The sequence below is a fragment of the Streptomyces albus subsp. albus genome (genome assembly GCF_000725885.1).
Classification (GTDB): domain Bacteria; phylum Actinomycetota; class Actinomycetes; order Streptomycetales; family Streptomycetaceae; genus Streptomyces; species Streptomyces albus.
The window spans coordinates 48,610-64,690 of sequence record NZ_JODR01000016.1 but is presented as its reverse complement, the minus strand read 5'-3'; the positions used below and the strand labels follow the sequence as shown (position 1 = coordinate 64,690).

The following is a 16,081-nucleotide window of genomic DNA, read 5'->3' as shown; positions in this document are numbered from 1 at the left end:
GGCGGCGGGTCACAGCCGGTAGGCGAAGGACACCGGCACCTCCCGCTGCCCCGGGCGGGCCTCGTACTCCCCCGAACCCGCCAGCCTGGCCAGGGCACCGGTGCCCGAGCCCGGCACCACCTCGACGGTGCAGCGGACGACGCCCTCCTCGTCGAAGGTGCCGCTCTGCCGGACGACGAAGGAGCCCTCGCGCCCGTCCACGGCACCCGTCAGCCGCTCCATGCCGGAGAACACCCCGACCGTCCCGTTCACGTAGGTGAGCGTGTACTCGCAGGAAGTCCCCTTCGCCTCGATGCCCCCGGCGTAGTCGTTCACGACGGACGCCCGCGCCAGGCGGGGCCCGGGCACGGACCCGGAGACCTCCTTCTCCTCCCAGGAGACGCCGGTGAACGTGGCGGTGGTGGTACGCGCGGTCATGGAAACGCCCTTTCGGTGTGCGGTGATCGAACCGGGCACGAGCATCCCGGCGGTACCTGACACCTCCTGTCAGGTACCGCCGACAATTGCGTCATGCGCGCCGACCGGCTCCTCTCCCTCCTCCTGCTGCTCCAGAACCGCGGCCGGATGACCGCCCCGCAACTCGCCGCCGAACTGGGCGTCTCCGTCCGCACCGTCTACCGCGACATCGACGCCCTCGGCGCCTCCGGCGTCCCCGTGTACGCCGACCGTGGCCCCGCCGGCGGCTACCGGCTCATGGCCGGATACCGCACCCGGCTGACCGGACTCACCGGCTCGGAAGCCGACTCCCTCTTCCTGTCCGGACTCCCCGGCCCCGCCCAGGACCTGGGCATCGGCGCCGTCCTGACCACCGCCCAGCTCAAGGTCCGCGCCGCCCTGCCGCCCGCCCTCGCCGAACGCACCCGCCGCGTCCAGGAACGCTTCCACCTGGACGCCACCGGCTGGTTCCGGGAGGCCGACGACGTACCGCACCTGCCGCGCATCGCCGACGCCGTATGGGAGCAACGCACCCTGCTGGTGCGCTACCAGCGGTGGCAGGGCACCGTCCGGCGCGAACTGCGGCCCCTGGGCATCGTCCTCAAAAGCGGCATCTGGTACGCGGTCGCCCAGAGCGAGGAGACCATCCGCACCTACCGCATCTCCCGCTTCCTGGAAGTGACCGACGGGGAGGAGACCTTCACCCGCCCCACCGGCTTCGACCTGCCCGCCTACTGGGCCGCCTCCGCCCGCCGGCTCGAATCGCAGCTCCGCCAGGACGTCGCACACCTCCGCCTCTCCCCGCAGGGCAGACGGCTGCTCCCCGCCAAGTTCGGCGCCCCGGGCATCCGCGCCCTGGAGAGTGCCGGGCCACCGGACGCGGACGGCTGGGTGGAGGTCCGCCTCGACGTCGAGGCCCAGCCGGTTGCCGTCGGCGACCTGCTGAGCCTCGGCGCCGAGGCCGTGGTGCTGGGCCCGCCCTCGCTGCGTGCCGCGATGACGGAAGCCGTCGGCGCGCTCGCCGCCCGCTACCCCGGCTGACCCGCCTCCTCAGCCGGCCGTCCCGGCCCGCACCGCCTCGGCCGGGTCCCAGCCCGGGCGGGGCACGGCCGCCAGCAGCGCCCGGGTGTACGGCTCGCGGGGTGCGGCCAGGACCCGCGCGGTGGGGCCCTGCTCGACGGCGACGCCCCGGCGCATCACCAGCGTCTCGTCCGTGACGTGCCGAACGACGGCCAGATCGTGGCTGACGAACACCAGGGCCACCCCCGTCTCCCGCCGAATCTCGTCCAGGAGCTGGAGGATCTGCGCCTGGACGGACACATCGAGGGCCGCGACCGCCTCGTCCAGCACCAGCACCGCCGGATCGACGGCCAGCGCCCTGGCGATGGCCAGCCGTTGCCGCTGGCCGCCGGACAGGCCCTGCGGTCTCGCCCCGGCCTCGCGGGCGCCGAGACCGACCCGCTCCAGCAGGTGAGCCGCCCTGGCGTCGGCTTCGGCCGCCGGAGTGCCGTGCAGCCGCAGCGCCGTCGTCAGGCACTGGCGCCCCGTCAGCCGCGGGTCCAGGGAGACGTACGGGTCCTGGAAGACCATCTGGATCTCCCGGGCCCGCGCCAGCCGCCGCGCCCTGCCGCGCGGGGGCCGCGCCTCGCGCTCCCGGCCCGCGACCAGCACCCGGCCGGCGTCGGGGCGCACCAGCCCCACCAGGATGCGGGCCACCGTCGTCTTGCCGGAGCCGGACTCCCCCACGACGCCGACCGAGCCGCCGCGCGGCACGCGGAAACCGATGCCGTCCACGGCCGTCAGCCGGCCGCCGCCGGGCAGCGGGTAGCTCTTGCGCAGCCCCTCGACCACGAGCGCCGGCGGCGGGTCCTTCCGCTGTGCTCCGGTGGCGTGCCCGTCGGACACGGGTGCGTGCCCGGCCGTCTCGCGCGGCCCGGCCTGTCTGCTGTCGCCGCTGGTCAACGGTGGCTCCTTCGCGGGGGAACGGACTCGGTGGCCCCGGACTCCAGGAGGCGGGCCTCTGCCAGGCCGTCCTCCGGGATGCGGGTCTTGACCGTGCCGCCCTCCCGAAGGCCGGTCTCCGTCGTGCGGGCCTCGGGGAGGCGGCGGCAGCTTGCCTGGGCTCCGGGTTCGGCCTCCAGCGGCACCGGCCGGGGTGTCCACTCCTCGCACGCCGGCTCGGCCGCGGCGCAGCGCGGCGCGAACGGGCAGCCGCGCAGCGCGTCCGCCAGCGACGGGGGCCGCCCCGGGATGGGGCGGATGCCCGCCGATGTGCCCTCCAGCGAGGGGGAGCACTCCAGCAGGCCCCGGGTGTAGGGGTGGCGGGGGTCGGCGAACAGCCGCTCGGCCGAGCGGTGTTCGACGATGCGGCCCGCGTACATCACCAGCACCCGGTCGCAGTAGGCGGCGGCCAGGTGGAGATCGTGGGTGATGAACAGCAGCCCCGTGTCTCCCTCCGCGCGCAGCCGCCGCAGCAGGTCGAGGATCTCGGCCTGGGTGGTGACGTCCAGGGCGCTGGTCGCCTCGTCCGCGAGCAGCAGCCGGGGATCCAGGGCCAGCGCACCGGCGATGACGACGCGCTGGAGCATGCCGCCCGACAGTTCGTGGGGGCGCTGCCGTACCCGGCGTTCGGGGGCGGACAGGCCCACGGCCGCGAGGAGTTCCACGGCGCGCTCCCGTGCGGCACCGCGGTCGGTGAGCCCGGCCAGGGCGAGCCGTTCGGTGAGGAAGTCCCCCACGCGGCGCACCGGGTTGAGCGCGGCGCGGGGGTCCTGGTGGATCATCGCGACGGTCCTGGCCCGGTGGTGGCGCAGTTCCTCGCCCCGCAGCTCCAGCACCTCCGTGCCGTCCACCCGCACACTGCCGGTGGCCCGCGCTTCGTCGGGCAGCAGGCCGAGGGCGGCCTTGGCAGTGGTGGACTTGCCCGAGCCCGACTCGCCCACGAGCCCCACCACCTCGCCCGGACCGACGCTCAGCGTGACGTCCGCCAGCAGCGGGCGTGCCGCGCCGGGCACCTCCAGGGTGAGGCCGTCGATCTCCAGCAGGGGACGTTCCGTGTACCCGCCCGCCGGGGAGGCCGTCGTCCCGATCGTCTCTGTCATCCCGTCACCTCCTGCTGCCCAGTCGGTCGGCGGCCCAGACGCCGACGATGTTGAACGCCACCACGACGGCGGCGATGGCCGTGCCCGGCACGAGGGCCGGCAGCATCGCGCCCTGCACGACCGCCGCCTGCCCCTCCTGCACCATCAGTCCCCAGTCGGAGCTGGGCGGCTGGGCGCCGAACCCCAGATAGCTGAGGGTGGCCAGGCTCATCAGGGCCTCGCCGAAGAGCACGACGAGGTAGCCGACCACGGAGCGGCCCAGGTTGGGCACCAGATGGCGGGCGCATATCCGCGCTCCGCCCATGCCCTGTACCCGGTAGGCGTCGATGTAGGGCTTCGCGCGCTCCGCGAGGGCGACGCTGCGCGTGTACTTGGCGATGGTGGGGGTGTAGGCCAGCGCGAGCGCCAGCACCGAGGTCGTCATCCCGGCCCCGAACACGGCGATGATCAGCACCACGAACAGCAGCCCGGGGAAGGCGTACATGACGTCGGTGACGCGGGAGACGAGGGTGTCCACCCAGCCGCCCCGCCACGCCGCGAGGGTGCCGAGGGTGACGCCGAGCAGCGCGGCCAGCGCGAGCAGCAACAGCGGCGCGACAAGGCTGGTGCGGGCCCCGTACAGCGCCCGGGACAGCAGGTCCTGCCCGGAGGCGTCGGTGCCCAGCAGATGCTCGCGGCCGGTGCCCACGAGGGAGGCGGCGAGGTCGATGGCGTCCGGTTCGTAGGGGGCCAGCAGTGGGGCCAGTGCCGCCGCGAGCACCACCAGGACGAGGAACCCGCCGGCGACCAGCACCCCGAGGGGGCGCTCGGCGGGCAGCCGCAGCGGTTTGAGGGGCCGGGTCCGCCCGGCGGTCAGTACCGTCATGCCGCGCTCCTCACCGCGCGCACCCGGGGGTCGAGCAGCGGGTGCACGACGTCCACCAGGTTGGTGACCACGATGTATCCGGCGACCATCAGCAGCAGCACCGCCTGTGCGACCGGGAAGTCATGGGTGTTGATGGCGTTGACGAGCAGCGAGCCGATGCCGCTCAGCCCGAAGGCGGTCTCGACGACGACGGTGCCGGCCAGCATGCCCGCGGTGACCAGTCCGCACATCGTCACGATCGGCCCGAGCGCGTTGCGCAGGACGTGGCGGCGGATCACCTCGCGTTCGGGTACCCCGGAGGCGCGGGCCGTCTCCACGTGATCGGCGGCTGCCGCGTCGAGCATGGACTGGCGGGTGACGCGGCTGATGACGGCCAGCGCGCCCAGTGCCATGGACAGTGCGGGCAGCGTCAGATGGTGCACCGTGCCGCCGAAGCCGTTGCCGTCGCCGGTGACGGGGAACCAGCCGAGCCGCACCCCGAAGAGGGAGACCAGGCCGATCGCGGCGACGAAGTGGGGCACGGAGGCCGCCAGGGTGGTGACGCCGACGACAGTGCGGTCGGCCCAGCCGCCGCGGACGGCGGCGAGGATGCCCGCGCCCACACCCAGCACCACGAACAGCACCGTCGCGTACGCGACCAGGCCGAGGGTGGTGGGCAGCCGGGACAGGAGCAGATCGGCCACCTGGTCGGTGTACTTGAACGAGCGGCCCAGGTCGCCGTGGAGGCAGTCCCACAGCCAGCGGCCGTACTGCACCACCAGCGGTTCGTCCAGGTGGTACTGCTCCCGGACGGCGGCCAGCTTCTCGGGCGTCAGCTTGTCGCGTCCGCCCGCGAGGAAGGCGGCCGGGTCTCCGGGGGCCGCGTAGACGGCGGCGAAGATGACGAAGGACGCGGCGAACAGGGTGGCGGCCAGACCGGTCACCTGCCGCAGGAGTCTTCTGAGCATGCGCGCCTCAGTCCTTTCCGCCGCGGGCACCGGTGGCGCCCAGATCGGCCGCCCACGGGTAGTAGAGGTAGGCCATGGAGGCGGGCGGCCCCGTCAGGCCCTTGCGCAGCACCAGTACGGACGGCACCTGCGCGACGGGTATCCACACGGCGGCGTCGGCGAACTCCCGCTGCGCGCCGGCCGTCAGCCGGGCGCGCTCGGCGTCGTCGAGGGTGCGCAGCGCCTTGTGCACGGCGCGGTCGTAGCTCTTGTCGCGGAAGCCGACCCAGTTGTTGGAGCTGGTGGACAGTCCGTTGTCGTAGAAGCCGAGGGGGTCGCTCTTGGAGATGTACCAGTCCCCCACGAGCACGTCGATGTCGGCGCGGGCCTCCTTCGAGCTGTAGAACTCCTCGAACTGGGAGGTGGGCACCGTCTTGATCCGTCCGGTGATGCCGATGCGCTGGAGTGCGGCGCGGACGGCGTTGGCCACGACGGTGCGGCCCTGGCTGGCGTCGGTGCCGATCACCACCGGCCCGTCCGGTTTCCCGGCGGCCTCCTTGACCAGGCGCCGGGCGCGGGCGAGGTCGTCGGCGTCGGGGGAGGCCGGGGCCAGCGCGTCGAGCTTCCGCTGTGCGGCGGCGAAGGTCTTTCTGCCGTACCCCCACGCGCCCGAGCCGACGTTGGCCGCCCAGGGCTCGACCATGCCGCCGTAGCCGGAGCGGGCGATGCCCTTGCGGTCCAGGGACAGGGAGAGGGCCCGGCGCACCTTGGGGTCGGCGAGGCCGCCGCGTTCGGTGGGGATGAGGGTGAGCACGGAGGTGCTGGGCCCGTAGTGCTGGGTCAGGCCCTTCTTTCCGTAGAGGGCCGCGGCGGTGTTGGGCGTCTCGGCGTAGACGCCGTCGGCGGCTCCCGTGGTCAGGGCGTTGACCAGGGCGCTGTCGGAGGCCCAGCGGAACTGGACACGGCGGGTGAGCGGTTTGCGGCCCCAATAGCCGTCGTAGCGCTCCAGGGTGAGCGAATCGCCGGACTTCCAGCGGGCCAGCCGGTAGGGGCCCGAGCAGGCGTCCGGGTGACCGGGGGTGCCGAAGTCCTTGCCCGCCTCGACGACCTGTTCCCGGTGGTAGACCAGGCCCGCGTCGCCGGCCAGCGCCTTGGTGAACAGGGCGTCCGGCTGTTTGAAGGAGACGGTGATCTCGTGGGGGCCGGTGGTGGCCATCTTGGCGACGTTCTCGAACTCGTCACCCTGTTCCATGTCCGGGTCGGCGTGCCGCTTGAGGCTCCACAGCACGTCGTCGGCGGTCATCGGGGAGCCGTCGTGGAAGGTGACGCCCTTGCGCAGCCGCAGCACCAGCGTCCGGTCGTCGGGCCGGGTCTCCTTGGTGACCAGCCAGGGCCGCACGGACATGTCGGGGCGCAGTTGGTAGAGCCGTTCGCAGACGTTGGTGAGCACCACCCGGCCGGCACTTGAGCCCTGGGTGTCCAGGTCGAGGGAGGCGGGTTCGTCCTCCAGCAGCCAGTCGGCCTTCGCCACCGGCCGCCCGGCGGGTGCGGTGGTGGGTTTCAGCGGCAGGTCACCCGCGGAACGGCCCGTTCCCACGGCCTGGTTGACGGGGGCCCCGGCGCACCCGGCGAGCGCCAGCGCGAGCGCGCCGGCCGTCCCCGCGAGCAGGGCACGCCGGGTGCGGGGGCGGGGTGAGGGTCTCGCACGGATGAGCCTGGGATGCATGGCGGTGCTCCTTGCGTGGATACAGGGATCAGGCGGTGGGGGCGGGGCCGGTCAGGGCTGGGGGCGGGGCCGCTCGTCGCCGTGCGGGCCGTCGTAGAGGTTCCAGGGGGCGTGCTGGTACTCGTGGTCGCAGGGGGTGCCGGGCGTGGCGTAGTAGTCGCCGGTGGTCAGGTCGGCCAGGGAGGAGATGAGCGTCGTCCAGTGGGTCAGCTCGGGCTTGCGCGGATCGGGGTGGGTGCACAGGCCCTCGGGGTGGCCGAGGTGGTCGGACATGGCGGCGCGGATCAGCTTGCGGGACTCGGCCGGACCGGTGGAGCCGCGCAGTGCCTTGAGCCCCTGTTCGGCACGCGGCACCCGGACGAGGGAGTCGGGTGACAGCGGCCGGTACCCGGCGGCGGCCAGCGGGGCGGGCACGCCCGCCTGGTAGTGGTTGCCGTGCACGAGGAGGCCGTCGGTGGGATAGAGCCAGCCGTGCCCGGCGGGGGTGGTCTCCAGGTCGATGGCGAAGCCCTCGCGGCACGTCAGCAGGGCGTTGCTGGCGATGTGCGCGCGGGTGCGGCACAGCACGTCGAGGGCGTCGGTGACGGACGGCTGGTCGAGCACCGTGCGGCGCACGACGGTCTGGGGCAGGCCGACGGCGTCGTCGAACCGCCCGCCCAGACCGTTGGCGTTCAGCGCGAGGCCTGCGCTGTTGGCGCCCTGCCGGCCGATCTGTCCGGCCTCGACCTGCATGATCAGCGTGGGCTTGGGGGGCTGGACGATACGCAGGAGCAGCAGGGTGCCGGCCACTCCGGCCCGCCAGTCCCAGTTCTGCCCCGCGTAGACGTGGCCGTCGCCGCTGGCCTCGCCGTACAGCGCGAAGGAGGTGCAGCCGTCGGGTGCCTCCTCCTCGGCGCCCGGACCGGCCGGCGCGGGGGCGGGCGCGGACGGCGGGGCCGAAGTGGACGGGTTGGACGCCGCCATCGACGAGAAGGACTTGTCGTACAGCACCTCGCCGCGGGCGTTGAGCGCGAGCACGTCGAGCAGGTCCACGCCGGCGCCCTCGGCGATGCCCCGCATCTCCTCCGCCAGGCCGGGCGCGAAGCCGCGCACCGGCTCCAGCCAGCGGGCGGCGCGGGTGGTCACCTGTGACCAGGTCAGCCCGGAGGAGGCGCCGAACGCCGCCTCGTAGTAGGCCATGGCGGCGTGCAGGCGGTCCCGCGCGGCCTCGCCGTACTGCCGGCCCCGCTCCCGGGATGTCCCGGAGATCTCGATCACCGGAAGCTCCGCCCGGTCCTGCGACTGCGTGGTGCTGGTGGCCATGTCACTCCTCGCGGCGCCCCAGGTGCTGTAACGTGTGTTTCAGCGAACGGAACTCTTGGAACGCATTGCCCAGGATCGTAATGCGCGTCACACAGAAGTCAATGGGTGTAATGACTGATTCACAGGATGGGGTGGCGGACGACGCCACGGGCGTCGGCCGGCTGCGCGCGAACGTACGGAACAACTGGGACGAACTGTCCGCCTCCGAGCGCGCGGTCGCGCAGTACCTGGCGAGCACCCAGGCCGAGGGGCTGCTGTTCGCCAGCACCCAGGAGCTGGGCTCGGCCACGGGCACCAGCAACGCCACGGTGGTCCGCGCCCTGCAACGCCTCGGCTACACCGGCCTGCCCGCCCTCAAGCGGGAGCTGGCGGCGGACTTCACCAACACGGTGGCGCCCGAGGTGCGCCTCCAGCAGCGGATCGCCCACGTGGGCAAGAACCTGGAGAACATCTGGGAGGACGTCTTCGACGAGGCGCGGGAGCGGGTGGAGCACTGCCGCCGGCTGGGCGACCAGGAGGCGTTCGGGCGGGCGGTCGCCGCACTGGCGCCGGCCGAGGAGGTGTTCACCTACGGTGTGGCCGCCTCCGAGACGGCGGCGCGGCATCTGGCCCTGGCGCTGCGCCGGATCGGCAGGCGCTCCCGCTGTCTGGGGGCGACGGGCTTCGCCTTCGCGGACGAGCTGCTGGCCATCGGGCGGGGCGACGCCGTGGTGGTCTTCCAGCCGGGCCGCCCGCTGGCGGAGTTCACGGTGCTGGTGGAGCGCGCCCGGGCCGTGGGCGCGAAGGTCGTCTTCGTCACCGACGAACTGGGGGACACCTTCGCCGACCGCGTCGAGGCGGTGCTCACCGCTCCCCACACCCCCACCGGCATCACGGCCGAGGCACTGACCGGGCTGGTGGTCGCCGACGCGCTGCTGCTGGCGCTCACCACCTTGGACGAGCGCCGCGCCGTGGAGTCCTCGCACCAGCTCACCGCCCTGCGCGAACAGCTCCTCTCCTCACGCGGGCCAGCGGCGCCGCCACGCGGAGGAAAGGCGCGCAAGAGCTGAGCGCCGGGCCGGGGCCGGTGAGCCCGCATGGGACCGGGGCCGGGGCCGCGAAGCCCCGCACCGGGTCCAGGGCGGGGGCCGCGCACCTCCACCAGACCCAGGGCCGGGGCCGGGGCCCCCACCGGCCCCAGGGCGGGGACGCGCCCCCAGCACCGGACCCAGCACCGGACCCAGCACCGAACCCGGGACCGGGGCCGCAGATTATCCGCCGGGCCCAGGGCCAGGGCCGCGAAGCCCGCACCGGATCCAGACAGGCCGGGGCCACGAAGCCCGCACCGGGGCCAGGGCGGGGGCCGCGCACCCCAAGCGGACCCGGGGCCGGGGGCCGCACACCCCCACCGCACCCAGGGCCAGGGCCGAGCCCGCACCCGACCCAGGGCCGGGGGCCCATGCCCCCGCACCCGGCCCAGGGCCGGGGGCCCATGCCCCCGTACCGGACCCAGGACCGGGGGGCACGCGCCCCCGTACCAGCCCTAGCCGTGCCCTGGCCGCACCCCGGCCGCAACCCCGTTGCGGTACTGACTAACGGATAAGTCAGTTACCGCAACAGCACGAAAGAGCGCTGACATACGCCCGCATACCGGGCGGATTGAGTCAGCAGCATTGCGGTTATCTCAACGCGCTCGTACGGTGGCCGTCATGCGTCAGACAGCGGGCGAGAGGGTCGAGGACAGCGCGGGCGAGGTCGCCGAGCGGGTCCGCAAGGTCGTCGAGGCTTCCGGGTGCACCCAGCGGGAGTTCGCCCGGCGGATCGTGATGGACCCCTCCAAACTGTCGCGCTCGCTCAGCGGCACCCGCCGCTTCACCGTGGCCGAGCTGGCCCGTATCGCGGACGCGGGCGAGGTGGACGCCGGCTGGCTGCTCGGCTCGCGCCCCGCCGCGCGGGCCGCCGGCGCCGGCGCCCGTACGCCGGGCGGCGCCGGCGAGGCCGCGGCCCCCTCCCCCGCCGCCGCGCCCCGGGAGCCCGCGCTGCCGTCGGCGGGGCGCCCGTTGCAGATCGTGCGGGAGACGGTGCGGCTGATCGCGGAGCACGGTTTCCACGCCGTCCGGGTCGCCGACATCGCCGCCGCCTGCGACACCAGCACCGCCGCCATCCACTACCACTTCCCCGGCCGCGCCGAGCTGCTGGAGGCGGCCGTGCGGTGGTGCATGGACGAGGACACGGCCAGCCGTGCGGACCGGATCGCCGAGGCGGGGGCGAAGGACGCCGCGGCCGAACTGCGCGAGCTGCTCGCCCTCCAGACACCGCGCACCGAGCAGCAGCGGCGCCAGTGGCTGGTGTGGCTCGACATGTGGGCCGAGGCGGCGCGGTCCACCGCCATCGGCCGGCTCCACGTCGACTACTACCGCCAGTGGCGCACCACCGTCGCCGACGTCATCCGGCGGGGCATCGCGCAGGGCGTCTTCCGCGAGGTGGACGCGGAGTTCTGCGCGCTGCGGCTGACCGCCCTCATCGACGGGCTGGCCTCCCAGGTGCTGGCCAGCGCCGCCGACGGGGAGGGCGGCACCAGTCCGGACGACATGTACACCGCGCTGCTCGCCTACGTCCGCACCGAACTGCTGGCCGGCGCACCCACCGCGGACTGACCCGCCCGGCGGTACCGCACTCCCCCTGGCCTTCCGACCCGTCCCGGGCCAACTGCCGCCCCCGCCCCGGCCCCTCACGCCTTTTCCCGATCTCTTTCCATCCCTACCGATCCCTGCCGTCCCCACGGAGGTTCTGTCATGCCCGTCAACGAGAACGTGATCATCACCTGCGCCCTCACCGGGGCCGGGGACACCGTCGGGCGCAGCCCGCACGTGCCCGTCACCCCCGAACAGATCGCCGCCTCCGCCGTGGAGGCCGCAGAAGCCGGCGCCGCGGTGGTCCACATCCATGTGCGCGACCCCGAGACCGGCAAGCCCTCGCGTGAGCGGCGGCTCTACCGCGAGGTGGTCGAGCGGATCAAGGAGACCGGCACCGACGTCGTCATCAATCTGACGGCCGGCATGGGCGGCGATCTCGTCCTGGACGCCGACCAGCCGCTGGAGAAGGGCGCCCTGGACGGTACCGACCTGGTGGGCGGCCTCGACCGGCTGCCCCACGTCGAGGATCTGCTGCCGGACATCTGCACGCTGGACTGCGGCTCCCTCAACTTCGGCGACCAGCTGTACATCTCCACCACGGAGATGCTCCGCAAGGGCGCCAAGCGCATCCAGGAGCTGGGCGTGCGGCCCGAACTGGAGATCTTCGACACCGGGCAGCTGTGGTTCGCCAAGCAGTTGCTGGACGAGGGGCTGCTGGACCAGCCGACGCTCTTCCAGCTGTGCATGGGCATCCCGTGGGGTGCCCCGGCCGACCCGGGTGTGCTCCAGTCGATGGTCAACTTCCTGCCGCCCGGCGCCCAGTGGGCGTCCTTCGCGCTGGGCCGTATGCAGATGCCGTGGGTGGCGCAGTCGATGCTGCTCGGCGGCAACGTGCGGGTCGGTCTGGAGGACAACCTGTATCTGTCGCGGGGTGTGAAGGCGACCAACGGCCAGCTCGTGGAGCGCGCCGTGCGGATCGTCGAGTCCCTCGGCGCCTCGGTGGCCTCCCCCGACGAGGCCCGCGCCCGTCTCGGCCTCAAGCCCCGCGCCTGAAGCGGCGCCCCCTCCCGTTCCTTTCGTGCCCCCGTTCCAAGGAGTTCTCCATGAGCACGACACCCCCTCCCGACCCGGCTCGGGTGACCCGTGTGACCTGCGTCGGCGCGGGCGTCATCGGCGGCGGCTGGGTCGCCCATTTCCTGGCGCGCGGCTATGACGTCACCGCCTGGGACCCGGCCCCCGATGCCGCCGGCAAGCTGCGCCGCCTGGTGGACGCGGCCTGGCCGGCCCTGACCCAGCTGGGGCTGGCACCGGGCGCGTCCCGCGACCGGCTCACCGTCGCCGAGACCCTCGAAGAGGCCTGTGCCGACGCCCAGTTCGTGCAGGAGAGCGCGCCGGAGAAGCTGGAGCTGAAGCGGGAACTGCTGGCCCAGCTCGACGCGGCGACCCCGGCCGGTGTCGTCATCGCCTCGTCCACGTCGGGCTACCCGATGACGGACATGCAGACCGAGGCGGCCGACCCGAGCCGGCTGCTGGTGGGGCACCCGTTCAACCCGCCCTATCTGATCCCGCTGGTCGAGGTGGTCGGCGGTGAGCGCACGGACCGTTCGGCCGTCGAGTGGGCCTCGCGGTTCTACGAGGTGGCCGGCAAGTCGGTGATCACGATGGAGCGGGAACTGCCGGGCTTCATCGCCAACCGGCTCCAGGAGGCGCTGTGGCGGGAGGCCCTGCACATGGTCGCCAACGGCGAGGCCACCGTGAAGGAGATCGACGACTCGATCACCGAGGGCCCGGGGCTGCGCTGGGCGTTCATGGGCCCGTGCCTGACGTTCGCGCTCGCGGGCGGCGAAGGCGGCATGGGGCACATGCTCGACCACTTCGGGCCGTCGCTGAAGTCGCCGTGGACACGGCTGGAGGCGCCGGAGCTGGATACGGCGCTGCGGGACGCGATGGTGGCGGGCTGCGAGGAGGCGGCGGCCGGCCGCAGCATCGCCGATCTGGTCGCCGAACGTGACCAGGGCGTCATCGACGTGCTGCGGGCCACGGGCCGGCTGCCGAAGGGGGCCGCGGAGTGACGGACGCGGCGACACAGACGCCGGGGCCGGTGCGGGACCCGGAGCCGGGTACCGGACCGCTGCCGCTCTTCGAGCAGACGGTCCGCCCGGAGTGGATCGACTACAACGGCCACATGAGCGAGGCGTTCTACGTCCTCGTCTTCGGGCACGCGACGGACGAGATGATGAACGCGGTCGGCCTGGGCCCCGCCTACCGTGAGCGGTCCGGCTGCTCCCTCTACACCGTCGAGGCGCATGTGCGGTACCTGGACGAGGTGGCGGAGGGCACCCCGCTCACCGTGCGCACCCGTGTGCTGGGGGTGGACGGCAAGAAGCTCCGCTTCGCGCACGAGATGTCCGCCGAGGACCGTACGGTCGCCACCAGCGAACTGTTCGCGCTGCACGTGGGTGCGGCGGGCAGCACACCGTTCCCGCCCGAGGTCCGAGACCGGCTCGCCGGGCTCGTCGAGGAGCCGCCCGCCTGGGCGGGGCGCGCCATCGCACCGGTGCCCGCCCCGGCCTGAGCAAGGCCCTGCACATCGCCCCGCACACCCCGGAAGGGTGACATGCGGGGCGATGTTGACGTCCCGGAAAGTGGCTTCCACAATGTGCTCCATGGTCGCGCACTCCACATTCCCGCTCGGACGCCACGGCGTCCCGTGGCGGCGTGGGTGCGAGCGATCCGGTCTCTAGCGACGTGTCCCCGGCTCCGCTGACGAGTCACGGCACCACGCACACACGCCACAAGGCGACATGTCGACCGGATCCTTCTGGAGGACCTGTTCCATGAGCATCACCACCCCCGCCACGAGCACGTCCACGCCCGCCGTCCCCGCACTGCGCGAAGCCCGCGTCCCGGAAGGCGGCCTCTACGAGGGCGTGCGGACGCTGAACCCCTTCCCCGAGGGCTGGGAGGAGCGGCCGTACGAGCTGATCGAGGTCGTGCCCCAGACGCGGGTGATCGGCGCCGAGGTACGGGGCGCCGATCTGTCCCGGCCGCTGAGCCCCGCACTGCGCGAGGAGCTGAACCGCGCACTGCTGGAGTGGAAGGTCCTCTTCTTCCGGGGTGCGAACCTGACGCCGGAGCAGCAGGCGGCCTTCGCCCGCCACTGGGGCGAGCTGGAGACCAACCCGCTGCTGGCGCGCGGCTCCAGTGACGAGATCGTCCGGTTCGAGAAGGACGCGCACACCCGTCCCACCTACGAGAACGTCTGGCACACGGACGTCACCTTCCGCGAGCGTCCCGCGATGGGCGCGGTGCTCCAGCTGCGGGAGGTGCCGCCGCTCGGCGGGCACACCATGTGGGCGGACATGGCCGCCGCCTACGACAATCTGCCGCCGCGGGTCCGGGAGCGGATCGACGGCGCGGTGGCCGTGCACGACTTCATCCCCGGGTTCGCCCGCTTCACCCCGGCCGAGCAGCTGGCCGAGCTCCAGGAGGAGTTCCCGCCCGTCGAGCACCCGGTGGTGCGCACGCACCCAGAGACGGGCCGCAAGATGCTGTTCGTGAACACCTCGTTCACCACCCACATCGTGGGCATGGACCGGGCGGAGAGCGACCGTCTGCTGGCGGAGCTGGTGCGCCAGGCGCACGTGCCCGAGTACCAGGTGCGGTTCGCCTGGCAGCCGGGCGACATCGCGTTCTGGGACAACCGCGCCACCCAGCACTACGCCCTCTTCGACTACATGGGCCACCGCCGGGTCGCCGAGCGTGTCGCCATCGTCGGCGACCGCCCGTTCTGATCCGCGCCACCGACCGGACTGCCCGCCCCTTTTCCCCCGGAGGGGCGGGCAGTCCCGTTCATCCGGCCGCCGGCAGGGTCTTGCCGGCACCTCGCGCGCCTCGATCGCCGTATGGGCGCGGGCGGGCTCGGACAGCGGAAAGGTCTGGCCCACGACCGGCCGCAGCCGCCCCGCCGCGGCCTCGAACAGGGCCCGGTCCAGCAGCGGTTCGGCCTCGGCCGCGGAGAACCGGACCTGCTCGATTCCGGCCCGCGTCGCCCGGCGTGCCGCCACGGCGGCCGGTTCCTCACGTCGCCGGGGTGCGCACCTCGTCGCGGATCGCGTCGACCCGCTCCGCCCACGCCTCCAGGTCCACGTCCTCGGGGTCGACCGAGTAGGTGTCGAGGCTGTCGTTGGCCACGTAGGCGGCCGTGCCCGGATCGCTCCAGGCGCACACCGGGATCGTCAGCCTGCGGCCCTGCTGCTTCTTGACCAGCACCTCGCAGGTGAGCGGGTCCTCGGCACCGGCCGGTGTGATGTCCCGGCGCTTGACGGCCACGTCCATGGCCGCGCCCGACTCCATGCCGTTCATCATCTGGTTCTTGGAGAACTCGGGGTTGCCGTAGTCCTCGCCGGTCGCCGAGCCGTACAGCAGACGGGAGGTGTCGGCCGCGTTCGAGTACGAGCCGAGATGGGCCTCCTCCCCCGTCTTGCCCGTGTCGACGGAGTCGCTCAGGTCGTCCCGCAGCCGGTACTTGCCGCCCTCCAGCGTCTTGGGGAACGCCAGCTCGTAGCGGGTCCGGGTCGGCGTCGGGGTCGGCTCGTCGGCGGTGTCGGACGGCTGCGGATCGTCGGCCGGCTGCTGGGACTTCTTCGCCTCGGCCTTGTCGTCGCCGCTGTCATCGCCGCCGACGAACAGCAGGGTGCCGCCGACCGCGAGCGCCACGACGAGGACGGCGCCCAGCACGAGGGCGACCACCTTGTTGCTCTTGTTCGGCGGCGGCGCCGGCGGCCCTCCGTACGGGCCGGGCGCCCCTGGCTGCCCGAACCCCGCGGGACCGTTCGCCGGCGGGCCGAATCCCGCGGGCGGCTGACCATAGCCGGCGGGCGGCTGGCCGTAACCCGCCGGCGGCTGACCGTAACCGGCGGGCGGCTGGCCGAAACCACCCGCGGCGGGCGGACCGAATCCGCCACCGCCCGCGGGCTGCTGCGGCTGGCTGGGCGGCTGTGGCGGCGGCTGCGGGGGTGTCGTCATCCCGTTCCCTCCCGGCGCGAGGGCGGAGCACCCGTCCCCCGGCTCTTGCTTCACCTGGTGCTGAGGGCACGGTACCGCCGTCT

Annotated in this window: 15 protein-coding genes; 7 read left to right on the top strand and 8 right to left on the bottom strand. The window is 73.5% G+C overall.

Translation table 11 applies throughout. The features are described 5' to 3' along the window. Nucleotides 1-9: 9 nt before the first annotated feature. Nucleotides 10-417: a DUF3224 domain-containing protein gene (locus IO40_RS0118545; RefSeq protein ID WP_031175768.1), complete on the bottom strand. Its 408-nt coding sequence runs from the start codon at nt 415-417 to the stop codon at nt 10-12. A gap of 93 nt (nt 418-510) precedes the next feature. Between IO40_RS0118545 and IO40_RS0118540 the strand changes: the two genes are divergently transcribed. Then, complete coding sequence (locus IO40_RS0118540; protein WP_031175767.1) at nt 511-1,476, top strand: helix-turn-helix transcriptional regulator; 966 nt, start codon at nt 511-513, stop codon at nt 1,474-1,476. Nucleotides 1,477-1,485: 9 nt separating this feature from the next. Here the strand turns inward: IO40_RS0118540 and IO40_RS0118535 are convergent, their stop codons facing one another. The 6 genes from IO40_RS0118535 to IO40_RS0118510 are packed head-to-tail and all read right to left on the bottom strand — an operon-like array spanning nt 1,486 to nt 8,355. Further along, complete coding sequence (locus tag IO40_RS0118535; protein ID WP_031175766.1) at nt 1,486-2,340, bottom strand: ABC transporter ATP-binding protein; 855 nt, start codon at nt 2,338-2,340, stop codon at nt 1,486-1,488. 53 nt (nt 2,341-2,393) lie between these two features. Continuing rightward, nucleotides 2,394-3,536, bottom strand: a complete 1,143-nt coding sequence (locus IO40_RS0118530; RefSeq protein WP_016472818.1) for an ABC transporter ATP-binding protein — start codon at nt 3,534-3,536, stop codon at nt 2,394-2,396. A 4-nt stretch (nt 3,537-3,540) separates the two neighbouring features. Next, complete coding sequence (locus tag IO40_RS0118525) at nt 3,541-4,401, bottom strand: ABC transporter permease (protein WP_016472819.1); 861 nt, start codon at nt 4,399-4,401, stop codon at nt 3,541-3,543. Continuing rightward, nucleotides 4,398-5,348: an ABC transporter permease gene (locus IO40_RS0118520; RefSeq protein ID WP_030409462.1), complete on the bottom strand. Its 951-nt coding sequence runs from the start codon at nt 5,346-5,348 to the stop codon at nt 4,398-4,400. Before IO40_RS0118520 ends, IO40_RS0118525 begins: the two co-directional genes overlap by 4 nt. Nucleotides 5,349-5,355: 7 nt before the next feature. Next, nucleotides 5,356-7,053 (bottom strand): ABC transporter substrate-binding protein, encoded by a 1,698-nt coding sequence (locus tag IO40_RS0118515; RefSeq protein ID WP_031175765.1) that lies wholly within the window; start codon nt 7,051-7,053, stop codon nt 5,356-5,358. Between the two features lie 51 nt (nt 7,054-7,104). Beyond that, a complete protein-coding gene (locus tag IO40_RS0118510) occupies nt 7,105-8,355 on the bottom strand; it encodes a C45 family autoproteolytic acyltransferase/hydrolase (protein ID WP_031175764.1) in 1,251 nt (416 codons plus the stop codon). Between the two features lie 110 nt (nt 8,356-8,465). Here IO40_RS0118510 and IO40_RS0118505 point away from each other — a divergent pair, with 110 nt between their 5' ends. The 6 genes from IO40_RS0118505 to IO40_RS0118480 all read left to right on the top strand — a co-directional run bounded on the left by IO40_RS0118505 (nt 8,466) and on the right by IO40_RS0118480 (nt 14,764). Continuing rightward, nucleotides 8,466-9,404 carry a MurR/RpiR family transcriptional regulator gene (locus tag IO40_RS0118505; protein WP_033229187.1) on the top strand — a complete coding sequence of 313 codons (939 nt, stop codon included), beginning with the start codon at nt 8,466-8,468 and terminating at the stop codon, nt 9,402-9,404. Nucleotides 9,405-10,043: 639 nt separating this feature from the next. Next, nucleotides 10,044-10,991 (top strand): TetR/AcrR family transcriptional regulator, encoded by a 948-nt coding sequence (locus tag IO40_RS0118500; RefSeq protein ID WP_030409458.1) that lies wholly within the window; start codon nt 10,044-10,046, stop codon nt 10,989-10,991. Between the two features lie 138 nt (nt 10,992-11,129). Further along, complete coding sequence (locus IO40_RS0118495) at nt 11,130-12,023, top strand: beta-keto acid cleavage family enzyme (protein WP_016472825.1); 894 nt, start codon at nt 11,130-11,132, stop codon at nt 12,021-12,023. Between the two features lie 50 nt (nt 12,024-12,073). Continuing rightward, nucleotides 12,074-13,042, top strand: a complete 969-nt coding sequence (locus IO40_RS0118490; RefSeq protein ID WP_030409457.1) for a 3-hydroxyacyl-CoA dehydrogenase NAD-binding domain-containing protein — start codon at nt 12,074-12,076, stop codon at nt 13,040-13,042. A gap of 29 nt (nt 13,043-13,071) precedes the next feature. Continuing rightward, the gene (locus IO40_RS0118485; RefSeq protein WP_030409456.1) at nt 13,072-13,545 is read left to right on the top strand and encodes a thioesterase family protein; all 474 of its coding nucleotides are present in this window, start codon (nt 13,072-13,074) and stop codon (nt 13,543-13,545) included. Between the two features lie 262 nt (nt 13,546-13,807). Beyond that, on the top strand, nt 13,808-14,764 hold the full coding sequence (locus IO40_RS0118480; protein ID WP_016472828.1) for a TauD/TfdA dioxygenase family protein: 957 nt from the start codon (nt 13,808-13,810) through the stop codon (nt 14,762-14,764). Between the two features lie 286 nt (nt 14,765-15,050). On the opposite strand, the gene IO40_RS0118475 is transcribed toward IO40_RS0118480, so the two are convergent. Then, a complete protein-coding gene (locus tag IO40_RS0118475; RefSeq protein ID WP_031175762.1) occupies nt 15,051-15,998 on the bottom strand; it encodes a hypothetical protein in 948 nt (315 codons plus the stop codon). Between the last annotated feature and the right edge of the window lie 83 nt (nt 15,999-16,081).

Excerpts from the sequence above, each read along its gene's own strand:
- IO40_RS0118545 (WP_031175768.1), bottom strand. The coding sequence starts at position 417 with ATGACCGCGCGTACCACCACCGCCACGTTCACCGGCGTCTCCTGGGAG.
- IO40_RS0118540 (WP_031175767.1), top strand. The coding sequence starts at position 511 with ATGCGCGCCGACCGGCTCCTCTCCCTCCTCCTGCTGCTCCAGAACCGC.
- IO40_RS0118530 (WP_016472818.1), bottom strand. The coding sequence starts at position 3,536 with ATGACAGAGACGATCGGGACGACGGCCTCCCCGGCGGGCGGGTACACG.
- IO40_RS0118525 (WP_016472819.1), bottom strand. The coding sequence starts at position 4,401 with ATGACGGTACTGACCGCCGGGCGGACCCGGCCCCTCAAACCGCTGCGG.
- IO40_RS0118520 (WP_030409462.1), bottom strand. The coding sequence starts at position 5,348 with ATGCTCAGAAGACTCCTGCGGCAGGTGACCGGTCTGGCCGCCACCCTG.
- IO40_RS0118515 (WP_031175765.1), bottom strand. The coding sequence starts at position 7,053 with ATGCATCCCAGGCTCATCCGTGCGAGACCCTCACCCCGCCCCCGCACC.
- IO40_RS0118510 (WP_031175764.1), bottom strand. The coding sequence starts at position 8,355 with ATGGCCACCAGCACCACGCAGTCGCAGGACCGGGCGGAGCTTCCGGTG.
- IO40_RS0118505 (WP_033229187.1), top strand. The coding sequence starts at position 8,466 with ATGACTGATTCACAGGATGGGGTGGCGGACGACGCCACGGGCGTCGGC.
- IO40_RS0118500 (WP_030409458.1), top strand. The coding sequence starts at position 10,044 with ATGCGTCAGACAGCGGGCGAGAGGGTCGAGGACAGCGCGGGCGAGGTC.
- IO40_RS0118495 (WP_016472825.1), top strand. The coding sequence starts at position 11,130 with ATGCCCGTCAACGAGAACGTGATCATCACCTGCGCCCTCACCGGGGCC.
- IO40_RS0118490 (WP_030409457.1), top strand. The coding sequence starts at position 12,074 with ATGAGCACGACACCCCCTCCCGACCCGGCTCGGGTGACCCGTGTGACC.
- IO40_RS0118480 (WP_016472828.1), top strand. The coding sequence starts at position 13,808 with ATGAGCATCACCACCCCCGCCACGAGCACGTCCACGCCCGCCGTCCCC.
- IO40_RS0118475 (WP_031175762.1), bottom strand. The coding sequence starts at position 15,998 with ATGACGACACCCCCGCAGCCGCCGCCACAGCCGCCCAGCCAGCCGCAG.